The sequence below is a fragment of the Sphingomonas naasensis genome (genome assembly GCF_004792695.1).
GTDB lineage: Bacteria > Pseudomonadota > Alphaproteobacteria > Sphingomonadales > Sphingomonadaceae > Sphingomonas > Sphingomonas naasensis.
The window spans coordinates 40,918-61,467 of sequence record NZ_SRXU01000006.1 but is presented as its reverse complement, the minus strand read 5'-3'; the positions used below and the strand labels follow the sequence as shown (position 1 = coordinate 61,467).

14 protein-coding genes are annotated in these 20,550 nt (G+C 66.9%); 3 read left to right on the top strand and 11 right to left on the bottom strand.

Going from position 1 to position 20,550, the window contains the following annotated elements:
- Nucleotides 1-17 precede the first annotated feature (17 nt).
- The 11 genes from E5A74_RS13875 to E5A74_RS13825 all read right to left on the bottom strand — a co-directional run bounded on the left by E5A74_RS13875 (nucleotide 18) and on the right by E5A74_RS13825 (nucleotide 17,521).
- Nucleotides 18-2,447 carry a glycosyl hydrolase 115 family protein gene (locus tag E5A74_RS13875; protein WP_135985973.1) on the bottom strand — a complete coding sequence of 810 codons (2,430 nt, stop codon included), beginning with the start codon at nucleotides 2,445-2,447 and terminating at the stop codon, nucleotides 18-20.
- Nucleotides 2,447-3,562, bottom strand: coding sequence for a beta-galactosidase BglB (gene bglB / locus E5A74_RS13870; RefSeq protein WP_135985971.1), 1,116 nt, complete (start codon nucleotides 3,560-3,562; stop codon nucleotides 2,447-2,449). Before bglB ends, E5A74_RS13875 begins: the two co-directional genes overlap by 1 nt.
- A complete protein-coding gene (locus E5A74_RS13865; protein ID WP_208411888.1) occupies nucleotides 3,562-6,528 on the bottom strand; it encodes a glycoside hydrolase family 35 protein in 2,967 nt (988 codons plus the stop codon). The genes bglB and E5A74_RS13865 overlap by 1 nt, the downstream gene beginning before the upstream one ends.
- Entirely contained in the window at nucleotides 6,525-6,842 is a 318-nt protein-coding gene (locus E5A74_RS13860) for an L-rhamnose mutarotase (protein ID WP_240699812.1), read from the bottom strand. Before E5A74_RS13860 ends, E5A74_RS13865 begins: the two co-directional genes overlap by 4 nt.
- A 67-nt stretch (nucleotides 6,843-6,909) precedes the next feature.
- Entirely contained in the window at nucleotides 6,910-8,364 is a 1,455-nt protein-coding gene (locus E5A74_RS13855; protein ID WP_135985969.1) for a rhamnogalacturonidase, read from the bottom strand.
- Between the two features lie 146 nt (nucleotides 8,365-8,510).
- The gene (locus E5A74_RS13850) at nucleotides 8,511-9,713 is read right to left on the bottom strand and encodes a rhamnogalacturonan acetylesterase (RefSeq protein WP_135985967.1); all 1,203 of its coding nucleotides are present in this window, start codon (nucleotides 9,711-9,713) and stop codon (nucleotides 8,511-8,513) included.
- Nucleotides 9,714-9,717: 4 nt separating this feature from the next.
- Entirely contained in the window at nucleotides 9,718-11,583 is a 1,866-nt protein-coding gene (locus tag E5A74_RS13845; RefSeq protein ID WP_166745807.1) for a rhamnogalacturonan lyase, read from the bottom strand.
- 222 nt (nucleotides 11,584-11,805) lie between these two features.
- On the bottom strand, nucleotides 11,806-14,847 hold the full coding sequence (locus E5A74_RS13840) for a TonB-dependent receptor (protein ID WP_240699811.1): 3,042 nt from the start codon (nucleotides 14,845-14,847) through the stop codon (nucleotides 11,806-11,808).
- Nucleotides 14,848-15,121: 274 nt separating this feature from the next.
- Complete coding sequence (locus E5A74_RS13835) at nucleotides 15,122-15,910, bottom strand: rhamnogalacturonan acetylesterase (protein ID WP_135985965.1); 789 nt, start codon at nucleotides 15,908-15,910, stop codon at nucleotides 15,122-15,124.
- Entirely contained in the window at nucleotides 15,907-16,671 is a 765-nt protein-coding gene (locus E5A74_RS13830) for an L-rhamnose 1-dehydrogenase Lra1 (protein WP_135985963.1), read from the bottom strand. Before E5A74_RS13830 ends, E5A74_RS13835 begins: the two co-directional genes overlap by 4 nt.
- 19 nt (nucleotides 16,672-16,690) lie before the next feature.
- The gene (locus E5A74_RS13825) at nucleotides 16,691-17,521 is read right to left on the bottom strand and encodes an IclR family transcriptional regulator (protein WP_135985961.1); all 831 of its coding nucleotides are present in this window, start codon (nucleotides 17,519-17,521) and stop codon (nucleotides 16,691-16,693) included.
- Nucleotides 17,522-17,726: 205 nt separating this feature from the next.
- On the opposite strand from E5A74_RS13825, the gene rhmD reads away from it, so the two are divergent.
- The 3 genes from rhmD to E5A74_RS13810 are packed head-to-tail and all read left to right on the top strand — an operon-like array spanning nucleotide 17,727 to nucleotide 20,549.
- Complete coding sequence (gene rhmD, locus E5A74_RS13820; RefSeq protein ID WP_206365866.1) at nucleotides 17,727-18,923, top strand: L-rhamnonate dehydratase; 1,197 nt, start codon at nucleotides 17,727-17,729, stop codon at nucleotides 18,921-18,923.
- A gap of 19 nt (nucleotides 18,924-18,942) precedes the next feature.
- A complete protein-coding gene (locus E5A74_RS13815; RefSeq protein ID WP_135985959.1) occupies nucleotides 18,943-19,803 on the top strand; it encodes a fumarylacetoacetate hydrolase family protein in 861 nt (286 codons plus the stop codon).
- Entirely contained in the window at nucleotides 19,800-20,549 is a 750-nt protein-coding gene (locus tag E5A74_RS13810) for an SDR family NAD(P)-dependent oxidoreductase (RefSeq protein ID WP_135985956.1), read from the top strand. The genes E5A74_RS13815 and E5A74_RS13810 overlap by 4 nt, the downstream gene beginning before the upstream one ends.
- Nucleotide 20,550 lies beyond the last annotated feature (1 nt).

Genomic DNA, 20,550 nt, shown 5'->3' with positions numbered 1-20,550 from the left:
GCGACGGGCGTCGCCGGTCAATCGTGGATCTCGAACCGGATCGCTTCCACCAGCACGCCACCAGCATCGGCGGTCAGTTCGATCCGGTGGTTCCCGGAGTCGATCGAGGCGGGCACCTCGACTGCGATGCGGTTGTCGAGCACGGCCTGCGCCCAGGCCGCGTTGCCGGTCTCTCGCGGCGCTTCCAGCGGATACGCCTTGCCATCGATGCGCAAGATCAGCCGCAGTGGAGCGCCGTCGGCGTCGGCATAGGCCGGGATCAGGTCGACGGTCGCGCGCCAGCGACCGGCGGGAAGATCGATCGCGGCGGCGCCGACCACGCTGGCGGCCGTGCGCGATGCCAGCACCAGACCGTTCCGGCCGAGCCCGGTCACTACCCGCCAGCTGCCGCTGACCGTGCGCAAGTCGAGCGACGGGCCTCCGGAAACGTCGCGCGGCGGCGCGGGGGCCGCGACCTTGGCCGGCGCGAGCCCCTGCGGCGTGGCGGTCGGCAGCGCTGGCGGAGTGAGACGGAAGCTCTTCCATTGCCCGTCTGCAGGCTCGGGGGCGAGGAAGCCGCGCCACTTGCCGTTTGCCAGCTTGTCATAAGAGGCGGTGAGCGCAGCGATCTCCCGATCGGCCTCGCGCGCTTCGGCGGCGCGGGCGAGCGCCGCGGGCAAATCGGTGTCGCGCAGCCGGTCATGCGCTTCGGCGGCGAAGACGCGGTGGTTCGCCGCGATCGCGGCGCCGAGGGGATAATAGAGCAGCTCGAACAATGCGGGCTGGCGCGGCGGCGGGACAGCGGCGGCGATCGGCCCGAGCGCCCAGAGGTTGCGATCGAAGGCGGCCAGCCGCGCATCGGCCTCGGCGATCGACAAGGGGCTCTGACGCGCCTTCTGGCCGGGCAGCCACCATTGGAGATGCTCGGGACGCCGGATGAAGTTGAGCCGATAATGCTCGGCGAGAATCGCGGCGATTCCCCCGGCCTGCGACGCGTCGATATTCTCCGCCGCCCAGCGCTCGGTCCATTTCGCGACGCCGAGCGCGCGCGTGCCGGGCACGTCCCAGGCGAGCGACAGGAAATAGTCGGTCGCCAGCTCGCCCGGCTTGATGTCGCCGACATTGGCGATCCACATCCGGTTCGCGCCGAGATCGAACGCGCGGCCCATTTCTTCGGCGATCAGCGCGGGCGGGGTGGTCGACAGCCACAGATAGGAGAGCGGCGCGCCGAGATAGGAGAGGTGGTAATAGATCCCCGCGCCGCCGCTGCGCCTGCGTTCGGCGGGCGTCGGGAAGCGGCGGATATAGCCGAAATTGTCGTCGGGCCACATCAGCGTGACGTCGTCGGGCACGGCCAGCCCGTCGCGATAGATGTCGAGCACTTCCTTGTACGGGGTGAACACCTGCGGCACGCGCTCGACCTGCGGCGAGAGGTGGCGGGCGAGCATCGCGCGCTGATCGGCGAAGATGCTCTCGAGGAAGCGCTTCCGCGTCGGCATGTCCGCGGCGCCCTGCATCCCGCTGTCGTGGATGCCGCGCATGCCGAGCGTCCAGATGCTCTCAAACTGGCCGTTGCTGCGCGCGCGTTCCTCCCAATAGGCGCGGACGCCTTGCGGGTTCTTGCCGTAATCATAGTCGTGCGTATCGGCGGTCCATTCGCCGACATTGTTGCGCAGCATCGGCTCGGCGTGGGACGAGCCCATCACGATGGCATAGCGATCGGCGAGCCTGGCGTTCTCGGGGTTCGCGTTGAAGGCGGGCGAGATCTTGTGCATCGCCGGCCACAGCGTGTTGGCCTTGAGCCGCAGCAGCAGCTCGAACACCTTGGCGTAGGTTTTCGGCCCCATGCCGCGCGTTCCCGGCTCGAACACGGTCGCCGACCAGGGCGTGAGCCCCCAATCCTCATCGTTGATAAAGATGCCGCGATATTGGACCGAGGGCGGGCCGAAGCGGTGGGTGCCGGGGCGGACGTGGAGGTTGCGCTGGGGCAGCGGAGTGACATCGGCCCACCAATGCCAGGGCGAGACGCCGATCGCGCGGCTGAGCTCGTAGATGCCGTAGGCCGTGCCGCGACGATCGCTGCCGACGATGACCAGCGCGCGGGGGACGCCGGGAGAGGGGCGCTCGACCGTGGCGATGACGAAGCTCTCCCATGCGCCCGCGAGGCGCTTTGCGTCGAACTTGCCGCTTGCGATCAGGCGGTCGATCGCCGGGTTCTTGCCGATCGTACCGGCCCAGATCGAGTTGCCGCCGCTTGCCTTGCCAGTGACGGTGGCGAGATCGCGGCGCAGATCTTCGGCGGCGAGGGTGACCACCTCGGCGTCGCCGGGGGCAGTGACCACCTGCGCGCCGGTGAGGTCGAGCCCCGCAGCGCCCGGCCGCGGGTCGATCCAGTCGGCGAGCTGGGCGCGCGCCGACTGGGGGAAGAGCAGGGCGGCGAAGCAGAGGAGCAGCGCCGCCCGCACCATCAGATATAGGTCCGCAGGAACTCGCCGAGCGCGCAGATCGCGAGGCTCTGGCCATAGGGCATCGAGGTGAGGCGGATGTCCTTGTAGAATTGCAGCGTGTCGCCCATCGCGGTGCCGAAGCTGACCTGCTGGAGCTCGCCCGATGCGTCGATATTGGCGAGCACCCCCTTCACCGCCTTGATGCCGACCGCCTCGTAATGGCGCGGCAGATAGCCCTTCCGGACGCCCTTAAGGATGCCGTACGCGAAGCCCGCGGTGGCCGATGCCTCGAGATACGAGGTCGGATCGACGATCAGCGTGTGCCACAGGCCGGTCTCGGCATCCTGCGTCTCGGCGAGCGTCTTCACCTGCGCGGCGAGCGTGTCGATCAGGAAGGTACGGAAGGCATCGCCTTCGGGCAGATCGAGGATCTCGATGATCTCGGGGATTGCGATTGTCACCCAGCAATTGCCGCGCGCCCAAAGCGCTTCCGCGAAATTGTGCCGGCCGTTGAAATCCCAGCCGTGGAACCAGAGGCCGGTCTTCTTGTCGAACAGATATTTGATGTGGACGAGGAATTGGCGCTTGGCCTCCTCGACATATTGCGGCCGATTGAGCAGCAGGCCGATCTTGGCGAGCGGCAGCACCGACATCATCAGCGTGTCGTCCCACATCTCGCCGGGATTCTCGTCGTTATAGACGATGTGCTGGAAGCCGCCTTCCTCGGTCTTGGGCAGGCCGTCTTTGGCCATCAGCCACTCGCACCAGGTGTCGAGATAGGGGATGTAGCGCGGGTCCGGCTCCTGCTCGTAGAGATAGGCGAGCGTGATGAACGGCGCGACGGTGTTGATGTTCTTGGTCGGCGTGCCTTCCTCGAAACGGTCCTCGAACCACTGCTTGATGATCGCCAGCGCCTTGTCGTCGCCGGTCTGCTCGTAATAGCGCCACATGCCGAACAGCCCGACGCCGTGGGTCCATTCCCAGCCGGCCCAGCCCTTGGTGTCGATGATCCGGCCGTCCTCGAGATGGAGGAGGAACTCGCCGGTCTCGTCCTTGATGTTGACGAGATTGTCCATCAGCAGGTCGATCTTGCTGGTGATCTCGCTGCGCGGGATGTCGTGGGTGAGGGCGGCCATTAGTCTACCTGCTTGAGTTCGGAGGGGACGGAAGGTGCAGCGACCATGCGGACGGGGATGCCGCCGCGGACGTTGCGGAGTGTGACGAGCTTCACCTGCTCGAGCGCGTTACCGGGTGCGCCGTCGGATGTCACCGCGAGCGCGATGTGGTTCTTGCCGCGATGGTTGAGGATTCCCTCGGGGATCGGGAAGACGCGCTGCGGCCCGACATGCGCGATGAACTGGCCCATGTTCCAGCCATTGACGAAGATCAGCACGCGATAGGCGACCGGGGAGCGCGGCTTCGACGTGTCACCGAAGGCGAGGCCGATCGTCGCGTCCTGGCCCTTGGGCACGGCAAGATCGAAGGCGGTGCGGTACCAACTGGTGCCGGCCGCGGCCTGCGCGGCGGGGACGGTGGCCGGCTTCCAGCCCCGGTCGTCGAAGGCGGGGAGAGTCCAGCCGCGGCGCTCGCCATCGAGGCCGCCATTGTTGGGCACGCCGCGGACCGGATCGAACAGGTCCTCGCTGCGGCCGTTGATCTTCCACGTGATCGGCACCGAGAAGCTGTGCCCGGCGACCGGCTCGATCGAGGCCGAGACGATGCCGCGCGCTTCCTTGTGGAAATCGTCGGCGTCGAGGTCCCAATTGTGGCCGTTGTTGCGGACCATCACCGACAGGACATGCTCGCCGGGCGCGCGGGCGGCGTCGGGCAAGGTGAAGCTCGGCGCGCCGGTGGTGAGCGGGCGGGGGAGGCCGGCGGGGATCTCGTCCTGGCCTATCAGCCTGCCATCGAGGAACACCTGCACCAGTCCCGAGCCGCCGGCGCCGTAATGGATCCTGAGCCGCTGGGCGTCGGGCGTGCCGGCGAAGCGGCCGCGATACCAGACATCGCCTTCGTGGAAGCCATAGGCGTCCATCAGCATGTTGGGCTGGCCATCGGCGCGCGCGGTGATGCTGGCATAAGCGCGATTGTCGATCTTCGCCCAGTCGCGGTCGTCGAAGCCGGGATCGGCCTCGGGCGCGCCGCCTGCGACGCGCCAGTCGGAGAGCGCGGGCAGGGCGAAGTCGGCGGGGCCGGGCAAGGTGGCGCCGGAGCCGGTCTTCGCGCCGTTCCAGGTGATGCTGCGGACGCTGGCGGGTGCCCAGACTTCGAGCGGGGTGGCTTCGCGCGTGTCGCCGGTGAGGGCGAGGTTACCCTTGCTCGTCTTGGCGCTGCGGACCAGCGCGGGGCCGCGGACGAGGACGTCGCCGCTGTGCCAGAACTTCGCGCCTTCGGCTTCGTCGCCGATGAGGAGCAGCAGATCGGGCCGGCCGCCGCCGGTGATGCGCACGCGGGTCAGGCCGCGATGGGCGTAATTGAGCTTGAGGTCGCCATTGGTGTTGAAGGTCGAGGTCGCGCCGCCTTCGAGCACCGTCACTCTGGGCTCGCTGGCATAGCGCAGCACGGTCTCGCCGGCCTCGCCGTCGCGGCCATAGAGCAAGACGATATCGCGACCGCCCTGCTTGACCAAGGTCTGCAATTCCGAGGTCGAATAGACCAGCCGCTGGCCACTGAGATTGACGCCCGCGACCAGCCACTTGGCGTCGAACCCGTCGAGCTGCATCGGCAGCGTGTAGCGGCCGTCGGGCAAGTCGGCGGTGACGGTGAAGCGGTCATTGGTCTGGCCGTTCGAGGGCTTGTGCGTCACCAGCAGGAAGCGCGCGTCGGTCTCGGGGCTCTTGTTGTGATAGACCTGGATCTTGTCGGTCGAGATCTCGACCGGGCCGGCGGGGATCATCCCGGCGAGATCGGGCACCGCCGCGATCAGCCCGCCGAGCTGCTTGAGCTCCTCGGCCTTGGGACGCACTTCGCGCGCTTCGGAGAGCGCGGCGCCATAATCATAGCTGGTGAACACCACCGGCGCGGGGAGCCAGCCCCAGCTGGTGCCGCCATAGCCCATGTAGAAGCTCTGGATGCCGATGCCGTTGGCGAGATTGGTGCCGTAGAAGACGCGCTGGAAACGCTTGCCGCGCTGAATCGCGTTGCACTCGTATCCGCCGTTCGAGCCCCAATAATCGAACCAGCCGCCGCCGAACTCGGCGAGGAAGCCCGGCGTGTTGGGCGAGGCCGAGGCGCCGCCTCTTGCGCCGCCCGGGCCGTAATAGCCCCAGTCGGGCGCCGCGCTGCCGCGAGTGGGCTTGCCGTTCACCGTGCAGGTGCCGCCGGGATAGCCGTCGAACGCATACATGTCGTTGGGACCCGCGACGGTCTTCTCGACCTTGCTATCCTCGGGCACCCAATAGCCGTTGCGGCCCTGATCGTTGTGGAAGATCGGCACATTGATCCCGTCCGCCCGCACCTTGGCATGGAGATGATCCATGTAGCGGCGCTGCGCCGGGGTGGTCAGCGCCAGCTCGTTCTCGATCTGATGGAGGATGACGTTGCCGCGATTGCCCTTGCCGTCGCCGTTGATCTGGTGGCGCGCGATGATCGCGTCGACCTTGGTCAGCCATTCATCGGCGGCGGCCATGTACTCAGGATCGTCGGTCCGCGCGCGGCCGCGCTGGTTGACCAGCCAGCCGGGGAAGCCGCCGCGGGTGAGCTCGGCGTTCACATAGGGGCCGGCGCGAGTGATGACCCACAGGCCTTCTTCCTCGGCCATGGTCAGCAGGCGATCGATGTCGCGGATGCCGCTGAAATCGTAGACGCCCTTTTTGGGGCTGTGGAAGCCCCAGTCGAAATAGAAAGCGACGGTGTTGAACCCGCTCGCCTTCATCTTCTGGAGCACGTCGCGCCACAGATCGGGCGAGGGCAGGCGGAACGCGTGCATCTCGCTCGACCAGATGATCGTGCGCTTGCCGTCGATCATCAGCGAGCGCGCGTCGTAGGAGACGCGGCCGAAGGTCTTGACCGGCGCGTTGAAGTTGGCGGTCTGCCTTGCCTCCTGCGCGGCGGCGGGGAGCGCGAGCAGCGATGCGGCGGCGAGGAGGGCGGCGCGAATCATGCGAGGTGGAACACTGGCTTGAGCGCCCATTCCTTCGGCTTGTTGCCCGGTTCGACTTCCATCAGCGGTGCCATGTAATCCCACCACTTCTTCATCACCGGATGCTCGGGCAGCGCTTCGCGACTATTGTCGTCGGTGAGCTTGAGGACGGCGAACAGCGACAGCGTCTCCTCGTCGAGGAAGATCGAATAGTCGCGGATGCCGCTGTGGTGGAGAAGCTCGGCAAGCTCGGGCCAGATCGCGTCGTGCCGCGCCTTGTATTCGTCGACGACGCCCGGCTTCAGCTGCATCTTGAATGCGTGGGTGGTCGTCATGCCCTCTCCTGAGCCCATTATGTGGGATTGTAATGCAACATTTGGATAGTCGAATGGCGTGACGGCGTCAAACCTCGGCAGGCCAATATTGCGCATCCTCGGCGCGCGCAGGCGCATCGTCGAGCAAGACCGGCGGGCGCGCATCGGCGGCTTCGCGCGACAGGCGCAGTTTCTTGACTTCGAGCCCCGTCACATGCCGTGCCCAGAAGCCCCAGGCGGGGGTGGGGCCGAACATGCTCGGCTCGGGATAGGCATCGGCCAGTTCAGGCGGGTTCGCCGGCACCTCGTCGAGACCGCCACGGAACGAGAGGTCGATGTCGCGCAGCTGGACGCATTCGATCGGATGCTCGCGAAGCCCGGCGAGGATCGCGGCGAAGCGCGGATCGATTCCGGTCGCCTTCAATCCGCGCACCTCGATGTTGCGCATCGCGCCGGGCTGCGTCCCTTCGGGTCCGCGCAGCCGCGCGCCGAGGCGGAGGAACAGCGGGGCGGTGGTGACGTCATCCATCTCGATATTCTCGGCGAGGACATCCTCGATCGTGCCGCCGTCGACCGTCTCCATCGCGAGTCCGCGGCTGCGCTCGAACCGGCAATTGGCGATGCGGATGCGGCGGAAATCGCCGTTGCTCTCGGTGCCGAGCTTGATCCGGCCGGTGACGCGGTCGCGATCGGGCGAAAGCTGCTGGGTGCGCTGGCGGGTGCCGTCGAGCATCGTGCCGAGATCATAGCCGCTGACGGTGCAATCGCGGATCGCGATGTCCTCGCAATTCGATCGCCGGCCGAGCCCGAGGCTGGTCTTGAGCACGATGGCGTCGTCATTGGGGGTGTTGACCCGGCAGCGCTCGACCCGCGCGTTGCGGACGCAGTCGAGGTCGAGTCCGTCGCGGTTGGTGTCGATGGCGAGATCGGTGATGTCGAGCCCGTCGACTTCGCTCGCCAGCAACGCGAAATGGCCGCCCTTGAAGATACTGAAGCCGTCGAGCTTCACGCGGTTGCAATGGGCGAGCGCGATCGCCTTGTTGCCCATGCCCTGCATCGCCGCGCGATTGCGCTCGAGCTTGCCGACATCGGCGGCGGGCATCGCTGCCATCGACAGCGGACGCTCGCCCGCCTGCTTGCTCCACGGCGTGCCCGGGCCGTTTCGGGTAAGGCCGAGTCCGTGGATCCGGCCCTTGCCGATGATCGCGATATCCTCGGCATGCTCGGCCCAGATCAGGCTGTTGTGCCAATGGCTGTGGCCGAAATCCTGGTAGAGCTGGGGGCCGCGCTCTTCGGGCAGGTCATAGGCACCGAGCGGGCCCTTCTCGGCGGCGATCAGCGTCGCGCCTTCTTCCAGCACCAGCGTGACGCGGCTCTTCAGGCGCAGCGAGAAGCTGAGATAGTCGCCGGGAGGGAGGATCACCATGCCGCCACCGGCCTTCTCGGCGGCGAGGATCGCGGCGTTGATCGCCGGGGAATCGAGCGCGACGCCGTCGCCGCGTGCGCCGTGATCGCGGGCGTCGAAGGTGTTGCCGGTGCGCATCTAGATCCTCCCCCGGAGGGGGAGGGGGACCGCGAAGCGGTGGAGGGGTGTTGGCCACAGGCCACGTTGCTTGGGGAGACTACCCCTCCACCAAGCTGCGCTTGGTCCCCCTCCCCCTCCGGGGGAGGATTGTGTGCGGCGCGCCATCAGCTCCCCGCGGGCCGGACGTCGCTCTCGGCGAGGCTGGGGGCGATGGCGCCTTCGTCGAGCTTGGGGTTGGCGGCGTCGAAGCGCCGCGCCGCCGGCTTGAGGTGCGCCGCGAGTTCAGGGGCCTGCGCCGCGATCTCCGCCGCCACCGCGCGGGCGAGGAACCAGGCGCCGGGGTTGTTGTGGTGCGTCCGATCCTTGCCGCCGTCGTTGAACAAGGTCGCGGCCTTTGCCTCGCCGAGCGCCTCGTAGAGCGCGACGGTGCGTTCCTGCAGATCGAGCAGCGGGATATTCTCGTCGCGCGCCACCTTGCGCGCCGCCTCGCCATATTCGGCGAGCGATCGCTTCACCTTGCCGCCGGGCGTGTAGTTGCGCCGCTCGGGCGAAGTGACCAGCACCGGGTGCGCGCCGCGCCGCCGGGCCTCGGCGATATAGGTGCGCAGCCAGGCGGGGTAGGTGACCGCGGGGTCGGCATAGGTCTGCGGCCACTGCGCCTTCTGGTCGTTATGGCCGAACTGGATCAGCAGCCAGTCGCCGGGCTTCACCTGCGAGAGCAATTTGTCGAAGCGCAGTTCGGTGACGAACGATTTGAGCGTCTCGCCCGATTCAGCGTGGTTGGCGACTGCCACGGCCGGCTCGAACAGGTTCGGCAGCATCTGGCCCCAGCTTGCCGCGGGCTCGGCGCGCTGGTCGGTGACAGTGGAATCGCCGGCGAGGAACACCGTCGGCACAGTGACCGGCTCGATGTCGATCGAGGCGACGCGCGGATCGCCGAGGAATTCGAGCGTCAGCTTGTCGTCCCAGCTATAGCTGTCCTTCTCGCGACTCTTGAGCTTGACCTGACTGCCGCCCGGCGCGTTGGCCGGGGGCGGGGCGAGCCGGGCGTTGCGGACGTTCACGATGAAGCTCGCCGTGACGTACTGGCCCGGTTTGGTCGTGACGTCGCGCAGCATCAGCCGGCGTGACTCCGCCTTCACCGTCACATGACCGCCGAGCCGGACGGTCACCCGGTAATTGCCCTCGGGCACCGCGGCGGAGAACAGGAACTCCCTGCCCCGGCGCTGCGGCTCGTAGCCATAGCCGCCGGCCTCGTACGGCCTGTCGGCCGCGACCGCGACGCGCCCCGTCGCGCGTTTGGGCGGCTCGAGATCGAAGCGGAGCGGGGCCTGCGTCATCGCCATCTGCAGCGCGATTAGCAGCATGGCGTCACTTTGCCCCGAGGAAATAGGAGGTGTGCGGCGGCTGGTTGTACGCGGTGTTCTGCCACGCCACGCCGAGGCGATAGACCGGATCGTGCATCAGCGTCACGATGCGTTCGCCCGTTGGAATCGGCGTGGTGTAGATGCGCATTTCGCTGCTGTCCGCGCTGGGAACCACCAATTCCTCGCGCCAGTCGCCGAGGATGTCGGCCGAGAGCGACGGGTTCGCCTTGGTGCCGTTGTTCGAGACCACGCCCGCCGGATCGAGCAGCACCTGCTCGCTCGCGGTGTTCCAGTCCCATTTGGTGATCTTCTTGCCGTCGAGCAGCTCGCGCAGGCGATCGCCGTCCCACCAGATGCCGAAATTGGCGGCGCGCGGGTGCCCGCCGGGGATGACATTGCCCTTCACGTCGTAGAGCTCGCGCGAATTGCTCGCCCAGGCCTCGGCGCCCGGGTGGCGCGGGTCGATGTCGATCGCGATGCCGCGACCGGTATCCTTGTCGGCCGGAGTCGACCAGAGGATCGCGCCGGTCCTGGCATCGAGCATCGCCGCGCCGCGATTGCCGCTCATCCGCATCACTTCGTGGACGCCGAACTTTTCGAGACCGGGATGGGTGGGATCGAGATCGGAGAGATGCATCGCGTCGCCGTGCCCGAGGCCCGACGACCACAGCCCCTTGCCATTGTCGTCGATCACCATCGAGCCGTAGAACACCTCGTCCCGCCCATCGCCGTCGACATCGGCGATTGAGAGCTGGTGGTTGCCATTGCCGCCATATTTCTCGTTGCCCGGCGTCGCGCTGTCGAACAGCCAGCGCATGCTGAGCTTGCCGTTCCGGTAATCCCATGCGGCGACGGTCGAGCGGGCATAATAGCCGCGGCCGAAGATCAGGTTGGGCTTGTGCCCGTCGAGATAGGCAACACCCGCGAGATAGCGTTCGGAGCGGTTGCCGTAACCGTCGCCCCAGGTCGCCTTCATCTGGTCGTAGCCAGGATTGTCGCCGCTGGGATCGCGCGCCGGGGCATAGGGCGCGGTGGCGAGCGCGCGCCCGGTCATCCCGTCGAACACGGTGAGATATTCGGGGCCCTTGAGGATGCGGCCCTTGAGCTCGGAGACCTTGCGCCCGTCGGGCAGGACCTTGGCGCCGGTGCGGTCTTGAATGTCGACTTCGCCGTCGCGGCTGGTCCAGTTGGCATGCGGATCGCCGATCATCCGGTTGGCCCCGTCGACGGTGCCGTCGGCGGTCTTCATCGCGATCTCGGCCTTGCCGTCGCCGTCGAGGTCATAGACCATGAACTGGGTGTAGTGCGCGCCCGAGCGGATGTTGGGCCCCAGGTTGATCCGCCACAGCTTCTTGCCCTCCAGCGTATAGGCGTCGATCAGCGTCGCGCCGGTATAGCCCGAAAAGGCATTGTCCTTGGCGATCGACGGATACCATTTGACGATCAGCTCGTAGCGCCCGTCGCCGTCGAGATCGCCGACCGAGGCGTCGTTGGCGGAATAGCTGTAGGCCTCGCCGTCGGCGCGGCCGTCGGCGGGCTTGTCGAGCGGGATCGAGAGATAGCCGTTGGTCCACGTGACTGCGCCGGCGTCGCGCGCGGCGAGGGCATAGCGCGAGGTCGCGGTGCCGGTCTTGTCGAGATAGCTGGTCGCCTGGGCGCCGCCGATCTTCGCGATCGCCTTGCCGTCGCGATAGAGCGTGAAGCGCGCACCTTTGCCGTCGGTGGCGAGCAGCCGCCACGACACGTGATTGCCCCCGTCCGCCGCCGGCACCGCCACGAGCCCGCGGTCGAGCCGCTCGACTTGCCGTCCCGCCACCACGGGCGCCGCGTGCGCCGCAAGCGCCGATGCGATGATGAGTGCCGTCAGCATGCAACCTCTCCCCGATCTGTTTTGCGCGACGCTGCGCCGGGACCGGGAAGGAGTCAATATCGTCCCAACAAATGACACGATGATTTACATTTCGGGATCATGTCTACGCCGGGGCGCGACGCAAAACGGGCCGCGATCGCCGATCGCGGCCCGTTTCCCCCTTGTCGGATCGTCTCAAAGAAGCGGGCCGCCGCGAACGACGGCCCACAGGGGAGGCAAGGCTCAGAACTGGAAGTTCACGCCGAAGTTGAACGTCCGTCCGATCCGGGTCTGGAACAGCGTGTCCTTGCGCTCGCTGTCGATATAGAGGTTGTTGCGCTCGTCGGTGAGGTTCTGCGCCTCGAGGATCACCTTGATGTTGTCGGTGATCGCGTAGGACGCCGAGGCATCAACGAACAGGTTCGGCGAATTGCCCTGCAGGTTGCTGCCCGGCGAGGCCGGGATGCCGCGGATATAGCGGTCGCGATAGCTCGCCGTGCCGCGGATGCTGAACTTGCTGTCTTCGTAGAACAGCGTGCCGCTGGCAGTGTTCTTCGACAGGCCGACCAGATCCGCGGTGGTGGTCACCGTCGGCACCCCGTTCACGCTCGCCAGCACATATTGGATCTGCGAGGTGACGTGCGTGTAATTGCCCAGCACGCCGAAATTGCCGAGGAAGCCGGGCAGGAAGTCGAGCTGGATCTGCGCGTTGACCTCGAAGCCCTCGAGCGGGCCGCCGGGGGTGTTGACCAGCTGGCCGACGGTGAAGATCTCGGTCGGCGTGGTGTTGGTGCCGGTGAGCAGCGCGTCGGGCAGGCCGAGCTGGTTGAACGGAATCTGGCTGGTGACGCGCTGGATGTAGGTTTTGATGTCCTTCTTGAAATAGGCGACCGACAGCAGCGAGCCCGGCTTGAAATACCATTCGAGCGCGGCGTCGAACGTGTCGGCGCGGATCGGGTCGAGATACGGATTGTTGATGTTGCCGGTGCGCGTCGTCGCGGTGATGCCGCTGGTCGGCGCGAGGTTGCCGAGCTCGGGGCGCGACAGCACCTTCGCCGCGGACAGGCGGAGGATGACGTTGTCGACCGGCTCGATCGCCACGTTGCCCGAGGGCAGCCAATCGTCATAGCCGCGCAGCACCTGGGCATATTGGCCACGCAGGTTGGTCGGAGTCGAACCCGCCGGCGCCGAGACCGAGATATAGCCGGCCGCGAGCATGTCGGTGCGGACATAGCGCACGCCGATGTCGCCGCGCAGCTTCACCGGGAGCGCATCCTCGGTGTTGAACGTGGTCATGACATAGGCGGTCTTGACGTCCTCGCGGATCCGCGAGGCGCCCGCGCCGCATTCGGTGCGGCAGAAGCGCACCGCGTCGAAGTCGAACGTCTCGTCCCATTTGTCCGGATCGATCGCCGCCCAGCTCGCCGGCGCACCGCGGCCGAACAGCTCGTCGAGCCCGCTGATCTGGCGGGTGATGCTGGCGAGGCTGGTGCCCGCCGGCAGCGCGCGGACGATCGTGTCGGCGGTGTAGGGGCTCGAGGTGAAGGCGTTATAGTCGCTGCGGCGATACTGGCCGCCGATCTTGAGCTTAAGGCCCTGATCGATATCCCAGTCGGTGTTGATCTCGGCGGTGAGATTGTCGGTCTGGTTCTTGGAAGGCTTGCCTTGGAAGCTGAACCCGCCGAGCACCGTCGTGCCGCCGCCCGTCGAGGGCGCATAGTTGAAATTGGCCGGATTGGCGACGTCGAAGCCGAAGCCGAGGATCGGCGTGGCGCCGCCGTCGCGGAAATCGATCGTGAAATTGTCGGTGTCGATCGCGTCCATGAAGGTCTGGAAGCGCTTCGGACCCCACCATACCGACTGGTTCATGCCGAAGAACAGGCTTAGCTCGAACTTGTCCGTCAGCTTACGGCGGAAATTGAAATTGCCCTGCTTGAAGTCGGAGATCCAGTGGTCGACCAGGCCTTCCGAGCGGACGTCGACGCCGTCGAACACGCCATAGACTAGCGAGCCCTTGTCGTCGAACTGGGCTTCGCGAACCGACACCACCGGCTGGCCGAGATTGGTGATGCTGCGGCCGAACGAGATACCGGCGATATAGTTGTCGCGGCGCTCGACCTCGTAGCGCGAATAGATCGCGTCGACGCTGATATCGGTATCGTCATCGGGCGAGAATTGCAGGCTCAGCGTGCCGCCGATGCGCTTGGTGTCCTGCTCGGAATTCACATAGCGCGGCAGGCGCGGCAGGAAGGCACCGCTGCCCGGGGTGTTGGGCAGATCGGCACGGCGCAGATTGAACACCGCGGCATAGGCGGCCTGGGTGCTGGTGCGCGGATTGCCGGTGCTGCAATTGGCCGCGGACGCGCCGATGTTGAAGCCGCCCTGCAGGAAGCCCGGGGTCGGGCTCACATAGGTCACGCCGTTCTGCACGAACCCGCCGACCGGGGTGCAATAGGGCAGGATCGGGCTCGGGCCGGCGGCGCCATCGGGATCGAGGCCGTTGGTGTTCGCCGACAGGACGTCGACCGCCGAATAGCCGACTTCGCGGATATGGCGCTTCTGATAGGCGATCGAGGCGAGGACGCCGAAGGTGCCGTCGGCGAACTTCTTGGCGACGAGCAGCGAAGCGCGCGGATCGACCTTCTTGCTGATCTGGTTGTAGACGCCGCGCGCAGTCGCCGAGAGCGTGAAGTCCTTGCTGAAGTCGAGCGGCTTGGGCGCCTTGAGGTCGACGGTCGCGCCGAGCGAGCCTTCCTCGACGTCGGCCGAGGTGGTCTTGCGGACGGATAGCGCCGAGAAGATCTCGGTCGGGAAGACGTTGAAGTCGAAGCTGCGGCCCGAATTGCCGGCGCCGTAGATATCCGACGAGCCGGTCTGCGAGCTGCCTTCCATGCCGTTGATGCGGACGCGGGTGAACTGCGCGCCGAGGCCGCGCACCGCGATGTTGCGGCCCTCGCCGCCGTCGCCGCGCGACAGGGCCACGCCCGGAATGCGCTGCATCGATTCAGCGAGGTTCGAATCGGGGAACTTGCCGATGTCCTCGGCGACGATCGAGTCGACCGCGGCGGTCTCTTCGCGCTTCTGGTTGAGCGCGCTGTTGAGCGATGCGCGGAAGCCCTGGACGACGATCTCGCCTTCGTCGGTTGCCGCGGGGGTGTCCTGCGCGGCGGCGTCGGCGGCGGGCGCATCCTGCGCCATCGCTACCGGTGCCCAGGCCAGCGCTACAGCCAGCGCGGACGCCGAAATCCCGGCGCCACGAACGCGCGAATACGAAACAAGCCTCATGCTAATCCCCTCCTCTGGTCCCGCGTGACCGCCGCGCTTTGCGCGCTGATCGGTCTCATTTCTTGTTCTTGTATCCCACTATATATGACGCAACTAAAGGGTCCCGCCAATCCCCCTTTTGCCATTTGTCCGACCAATGTGGGGTTTCGGTCACACTTCAGACACGAGTCGTCATACGAGAGGGTGCGCGACTATGCCACCGGTGTCAATTTGCGCGCCACCTGCGCGCCGCGTGATCGATCCGGACCGGCGCGGAGATGCGCCGGGGATCGGCTCAATGGCAGGCGAAGCTGCCGAGCGGGCGGGTGCGGACGAGGTCAGGGCGCTCGGCGAGGACCTTCTCGGCCACCGGCACCTTCAGCCCCTTCAATTCCTGCGCGACCAGATTGGCCATCGCGCGGGCGCCGAGCTCGCTGAAATGGGTGTCGTCGGCGATCCCGTTGGGGAAGGCGGTGAGCTTGTCAGCCGGGGTGTAGTGGAGATAATATTTCCTCGCGCCCGCCTCGCCGGCGCCACTGACCAGATCGAGCGAGCGCGCCTCGAGATCGATCAGCGGGGTGTTGGTGCTCGCCACCAGCTCGCGCTCGACCTGCGAATATGCCGCGAAGTCGGCCTTGGCGCGGGCGCCGTCGAATGAGCGGCGCGCGGGGGGCGTGACCAGCACCGGGATCAGTCCGTGCCCGCGCGATTCCCAGATCATCCGCAGCAGATTGTCGCGATAGAGCGTCGCCGCGGGGGCATAGCGTTCGGGGCGCGAGGCGGTCGCGTCGTTATGGCCGAACTGGATCAGCACGACATCGCCCGGCTTCGCCTCGGCGAGCAGCGCGTCCCATTTGCCTTCGGAGAGGAAGGTGCGCGTGCTCCGCCCGCCGACCGCGCGGTTGATCACCTCGACATCGGGCTGCAGTCCGCATTTGAGCATCATCCCCCAGCCGGTCTGCGGATATTTGTCCGCGCCATAGTTGGCCGCGGTCGAATCGCTGGCGATCAGGATGCGCTGCTGGGCGTGCGCGGGCAGCGCGGTGGCGAGCAGTGCCGCACCCGCGGCGAGCAGCGCCCTCACTGCAGGTTCACGAAGGCGCCGCCGTCGACGAGCAGCGCCGCACCGGTGACATAGGCGGCCATGTCCGAAGCGAGGAAGACGATCGGGCCGGCAAGATCCTCGGCCTCGCCGAGCCGGCCGAGCGGGATGCGGCCCTCCATGTACTTGCGCTTCTCCTGGTCGGCGAGATCGTCCTTGTTGATCTCGGTCAGGATCGTGCCGGGCAGCACCGAGTTGCAGCGGATATTGTGCCTGCCCAGCGCGATCGCAGTCGATTGCATCAGCGAGTGGAGCCCCGCCTTGGTCGGGGTGTAGTGCGTCTGATACTCGCCGCCGACCAGCGCCGAGATCGACGAGACCGCGATCAGCGCGCCGCCATGGCCCTGCTGCACCATCTGGTTGGCCGCGGCCTGGCACATGAAATAGCCGCCGAGCAGGTTGACCTGCATCGTCCGTTGGACCGTCTCGACCGGCATGTCGAGGAAGCTGTGGAAGGGGCAGATGCCGGCGTTGGAAACCATCACGTCGACCTTGCCGAACGCCTCGACTGCCTTGCGCACGAATTCGGTCGCGGTCTCGGGTGCGGCGACGTCGCCCTTGACCGCGAGCCCGCGCTGGCCAGCTGCCTCGATCTCGGCGACGCAGGCCGCGGCATCGGCGTCGCGGCTGTGATAGTTGATCACCACGTCCGCGCCCGCCTTCGCCGCGCCCACCGCCGCCGCGCGGCCGATGCCCGTCGATGCGCCCGTGACGAGCACGGTCTTGCCTTCCAACAGCTTCACTTCACTCTCCCGGGGTCAATTATCTGCGTGAACGGCGCGGCGGGCGCACATCGGGGCTCCAGCCCAGATCGGTGCTGATCTGCTGCGCGGTGTCGCGGACTTCCGAGCTCAGCTCGGCCATCCGCTCGTCATCCATATATTGCGCCGCGCTCGACACGCTGATCGCGGCGACGATCTTGCCGGAAACGTCGCGCACCGGCGCGGCGACGCAGCGGATCAGATCCTCATTCTCCTCGAGGTCATAGGCATGGCCCGCCTCGGCATAGCCGCGCATCCGCTCGAACCACGTCTCGCGGTCGGCGCGCGGCGCGCCCTGTGCCTGGTCGCTCTGGAAGATGCGCTCCCACTCGGCTTCGTTGCCGTCGATCAGCAGCGCCTTGCCGAGCCCGGTCGAGGTGAGCGGCTGGCGATCGCCGATCCGGCTCGAGATCTCGACGCGCCGCCGCCCGGGGATCTTGTCGAGATAGAGCGCGAGCTCGCCGTCGAGCCGGCCGAGATGCACCGTGTCCTCGGTGCGGGTGGCGAGCTCCTCCATGCGCGGGCGCGCGATCTGGACGATGTCGGCCTGGCTCTGCGCGAGGAAGCCGAGCTGAATGAGTTTCGGGCCGAGCTGATAGCCGTCGCGCGGCAGATAGGTGAGGAAGCCCCGATCGATCAGCGCGTTGGCGAGGCGGTGCGTGGTCGAGCGCGTCAGCCCCATGCGCGCCGAGAGCTCGGCGAGCTTGATCGGGCCGTCGATCACCTTGTCGAGCATGTCGAGCCCGCGGATCAGCGTTTGGCTGCCCTGCACCTTGGGCCCGGCTTTCTTCTCGGCCGGATCCGATTCAGCGTTTGACGTGTCGCGTCTCATCTCGTAACATCCTATCCCATAAAGTGAGAAAGTAAAGCATCAGGAGGGGTGCGAAGCGGCGGAGCATTTCGGCTACCACCGGACCCGTTCATCAAGGCATTGCGGCGCGGCGTATCACATGATGGTATGCGTTGCTCGCATTTTTTCACATTATCAGGCGGCGTACCCGGATGTGGTACGTTTGCTGCAAAAGGGATCAGTCGACGTGGCGGCAGCCGGCCTTTCGAAGATCAAGCACGTTCGTGCCTTCACCGTCCGCGGCGGCGGCGCCGACTATCACGATCAGGGCGAAGGCCATTGGATCGACAACCACATCGCCACGCCGATGGCGCGCTATCCCGAATATCGCCAGTCGCGGCAGAGCTTCGGGATCAACGTGCTCGGCACGCTGATCGTCGAGATCGAGGCCGAGGACGGCACGATCGGCTTCGCGGTGACCACCGGCGGCGAGCCCGCGGCGTTCATCGTCGAGAAGCATCTCGCGCGCTTCCTCGAGGGCCGCGATCCCCGCGAGGTCGAGAAGATCTGGGACCAGATGTACTTCTCGACGCAATATTATGGCCGCAAGGGGCTGGTGGTGAACGCCATCTCCGGCGTCGACCTCGCGCTGTGGGATCTGCTCGGCAAGCTGCGCGGCGAGCCGGTCTATCAGATGCTCGGCGGCGCGGTGCGCGACGAGCTGCAGTTCTACGCGACCGGGGCTCGGCCGGACGTGGCCAAGGAACTGGGCTTCATCGGCGGCAAGCTGCCGCTGCATCACGGCCCGGCCGAGGGCCTCGAGGGGCTGCACAAGAACATCGCCGAACTGGCCGACATGCGCGCCAAGGTCGGCGACGATTTCTGGCTGATGCTCGATTGCTGGATGAGCCTCGACCTCGACTACGCCACCCGGCTCGCGCACCGCGCGTACAATGAGTGCGGGCTCAAATGGATCGAGGAGGCGCTCAGCCCCGACGATTACTGGGCCTATGCCGCGCTCAAGCAGAACGCCCCCAAGGGCCTGCTCGTCACCACCGGCGAGCACGAGGCGACCCGCTGGGGCTTCCGCATGCTGATGGACATGGATTGCTGCGACATCATCCAGCCCGATGTCGGCTGGTGCGGCGGCGTCACCGAGCTGATCAAGATCGCCAATTACGCCGACAGCAAGGGCGTGCTGATGATTCCGCACGGCTCGAGCGTGTACAGCTATCACTTCGTCATCACCCGGCATAACTCGCCCTTCGCCGAGTTCCTGATGATGCACCCGGGCCCGACCGAGGTCGTCCCGATGTTCCACCCGCAATTGATCGGCGAGCCGGTGCCCGTGAACGGGCGCCTGCACGTGAGCGCGCTCGACAAGCCCGGCTTCGGGGTCGAGCTCAATCGCGATCTGCCGATGCACCGCCCTTACACGCACTAAAAGCGAGAGACCGACCCCCATGAAACTCTGCCGATTTGGACCCACCGGAAGCGAGCGCCCCGGATTGATCGACGCCGAGGGCGCGATCCGCGACCTGTCCGGCGTCATCGCCGATGTGGGCCCCGCCGAGATCTCGCCCGACGGGCTGGCCAGGCTCGCGGCGATCGATCCGGCGTCGCTGCCCAAGGTCGAGGGCAATCCGCGCTACGGCGCCTGCGTCACCGGCACGCGCCAGTTCGTCGCGATCGGGCTCAACTTCGCCGATCACGCCGCCGAATCGAACCTGCCGATCCCGGAAGAGCCGGTGGTGTTCCAGAAGTGGGTCACCTGCATCCAGGGCCCGAACGATCCGGTGACGATCCCCAGGGATTCGAAGAAGACCGACTGGGAAGTCGAGCTGGGCGTGATCATCGGCAAGCGCGCTTCCTATGTGTCGGAAGCGGACGCGCTGAGCCATGTCGCCGGCTATTGCGTGATCGACGACATCTCCGAGCGCCACTGGCAGACCGAGCGCGGCGCGACCTGGGACAAAGGCAAGGGCTTTCCGACCTTCGGCCCGATCGGCCCGTGGCTGGTCACCGCCGACGAGGTCGGCGATCCGCAGAACCTGTCGATGTGGCTCGACGTCAACGGCGAGCGCAAGCAGGACGGATCGACGAAGACGATGATCTTCACCGTCGCGCAGATCATCGCCTATCTCTCGCAGTTCATGATCCTCGAGCCGGGTGACGTGATCACCACCGGCACGCCGCCCGGCGTGGGTCTCGGCCAGAAGCCCGAGCCCTGGTATCTCAAGGCCGGCGACGTCGTGACGCTGGGCATCGAGAAGCTCGGCGAGCAGCGCCAGGAATTCGTCGCCTGGTCGGAGGCACGCGCTTGACGCTCTATCCGGATCGCTTCGCGGGCCGCACCGCGATCATCACCGGCGGCGCTTCCGGGCTCGGCCGCGCCGTCGCGAGGCGCTTCGTCGCCGAGGGCGGCAAGGTCGCCCTGTGGGATGTCAACGCTGACGCAATCGCCGAAGCAGCCGCCGAGGTCGGCGCGACGCACACCGCCGCGATCGACGTTTCGAACGCTGCCGCGGTCGCCGCTGCCGCCGACGAGACCGCCAGGGCGCTCGGCCGGGTCGACGTGCTCGTCTGTTCGGCGGGCATCACCGGCGCCACCGCGCCGGTCCACGAATACCCGCTCGACAGCTGGGCGAGCGTGATCGCGATCAACCTCAACGGCCTGTTCTATTGCTGCCGTTCGGTCGTCCCGCACATGCTGGCGAACGGCTATGGCCGCATCGTCAACGTCGCCTCGGTCGCCGGCAAGGAAGGCAATCCCAATGCCTCGGCCTATTCGGCCTCCAAGGCGGGCGTGATCGGCCTCACCAAATCGCTCGGCAAGGAGCTGGCGGGCAAGGGCATCATCGCCAACGCGCTGACCCCGGCGACCTTCGAGAGCCCGATCCTCGATCAGCTCCCCGCGAGCCAGGTCGATTACATGCGCTCGAAAATCCCGATGGGCCGCCTCGGCGAGGCCGAGGAGAGCGCCGCGATGATCCTGTTCATGGCGAGCGAGGAATGCAGCTTCACCACGGCGTCGACCTTCGACACCTCGGGGGGGCGGACGACGTACTGAA

Excerpts from the sequence above, each read along its gene's own strand:
- E5A74_RS13845 (WP_166745807.1), bottom strand. The coding sequence starts at position 11,583 with ATGCTGACGGCACTCATCATCGCATCGGCGCTTGCGGCGCACGCGGCG.
- E5A74_RS13865 (WP_208411888.1), bottom strand. The coding sequence starts at position 6,528 with ATGATTCGCGCCGCCCTCCTCGCCGCCGCATCGCTGCTCGCGCTCCCC.
- E5A74_RS13815 (WP_135985959.1), top strand. The coding sequence starts at position 18,943 with ATGAAACTCTGCCGATTTGGACCCACCGGAAGCGAGCGCCCCGGATTG.
- E5A74_RS13860 (WP_240699812.1), bottom strand. The coding sequence starts at position 6,842 with ATGACGACCACCCACGCATTCAAGATGCAGCTGAAGCCGGGCGTCGTC.
- E5A74_RS13840 (WP_240699811.1), bottom strand. The coding sequence starts at position 14,847 with ATGAGGCTTGTTTCGTATTCGCGCGTTCGTGGCGCCGGGATTTCGGCG.
- bglB (WP_135985971.1), bottom strand. The coding sequence starts at position 3,562 with ATGGCCGCCCTCACCCACGACATCCCGCGCAGCGAGATCACCAGCAAG.
- E5A74_RS13825 (WP_135985961.1), bottom strand. The coding sequence starts at position 17,521 with ATGAGACGCGACACGTCAAACGCTGAATCGGATCCGGCCGAGAAGAAA.
- E5A74_RS13850 (WP_135985967.1), bottom strand. The coding sequence starts at position 9,713 with ATGCTGCTAATCGCGCTGCAGATGGCGATGACGCAGGCCCCGCTCCGC.
- E5A74_RS13855 (WP_135985969.1), bottom strand. The coding sequence starts at position 8,364 with ATGCGCACCGGCAACACCTTCGACGCCCGCGATCACGGCGCACGCGGC.
- E5A74_RS13875 (WP_135985973.1), bottom strand. The coding sequence starts at position 2,447 with ATGGTGCGGGCGGCGCTGCTCCTCTGCTTCGCCGCCCTGCTCTTCCCC.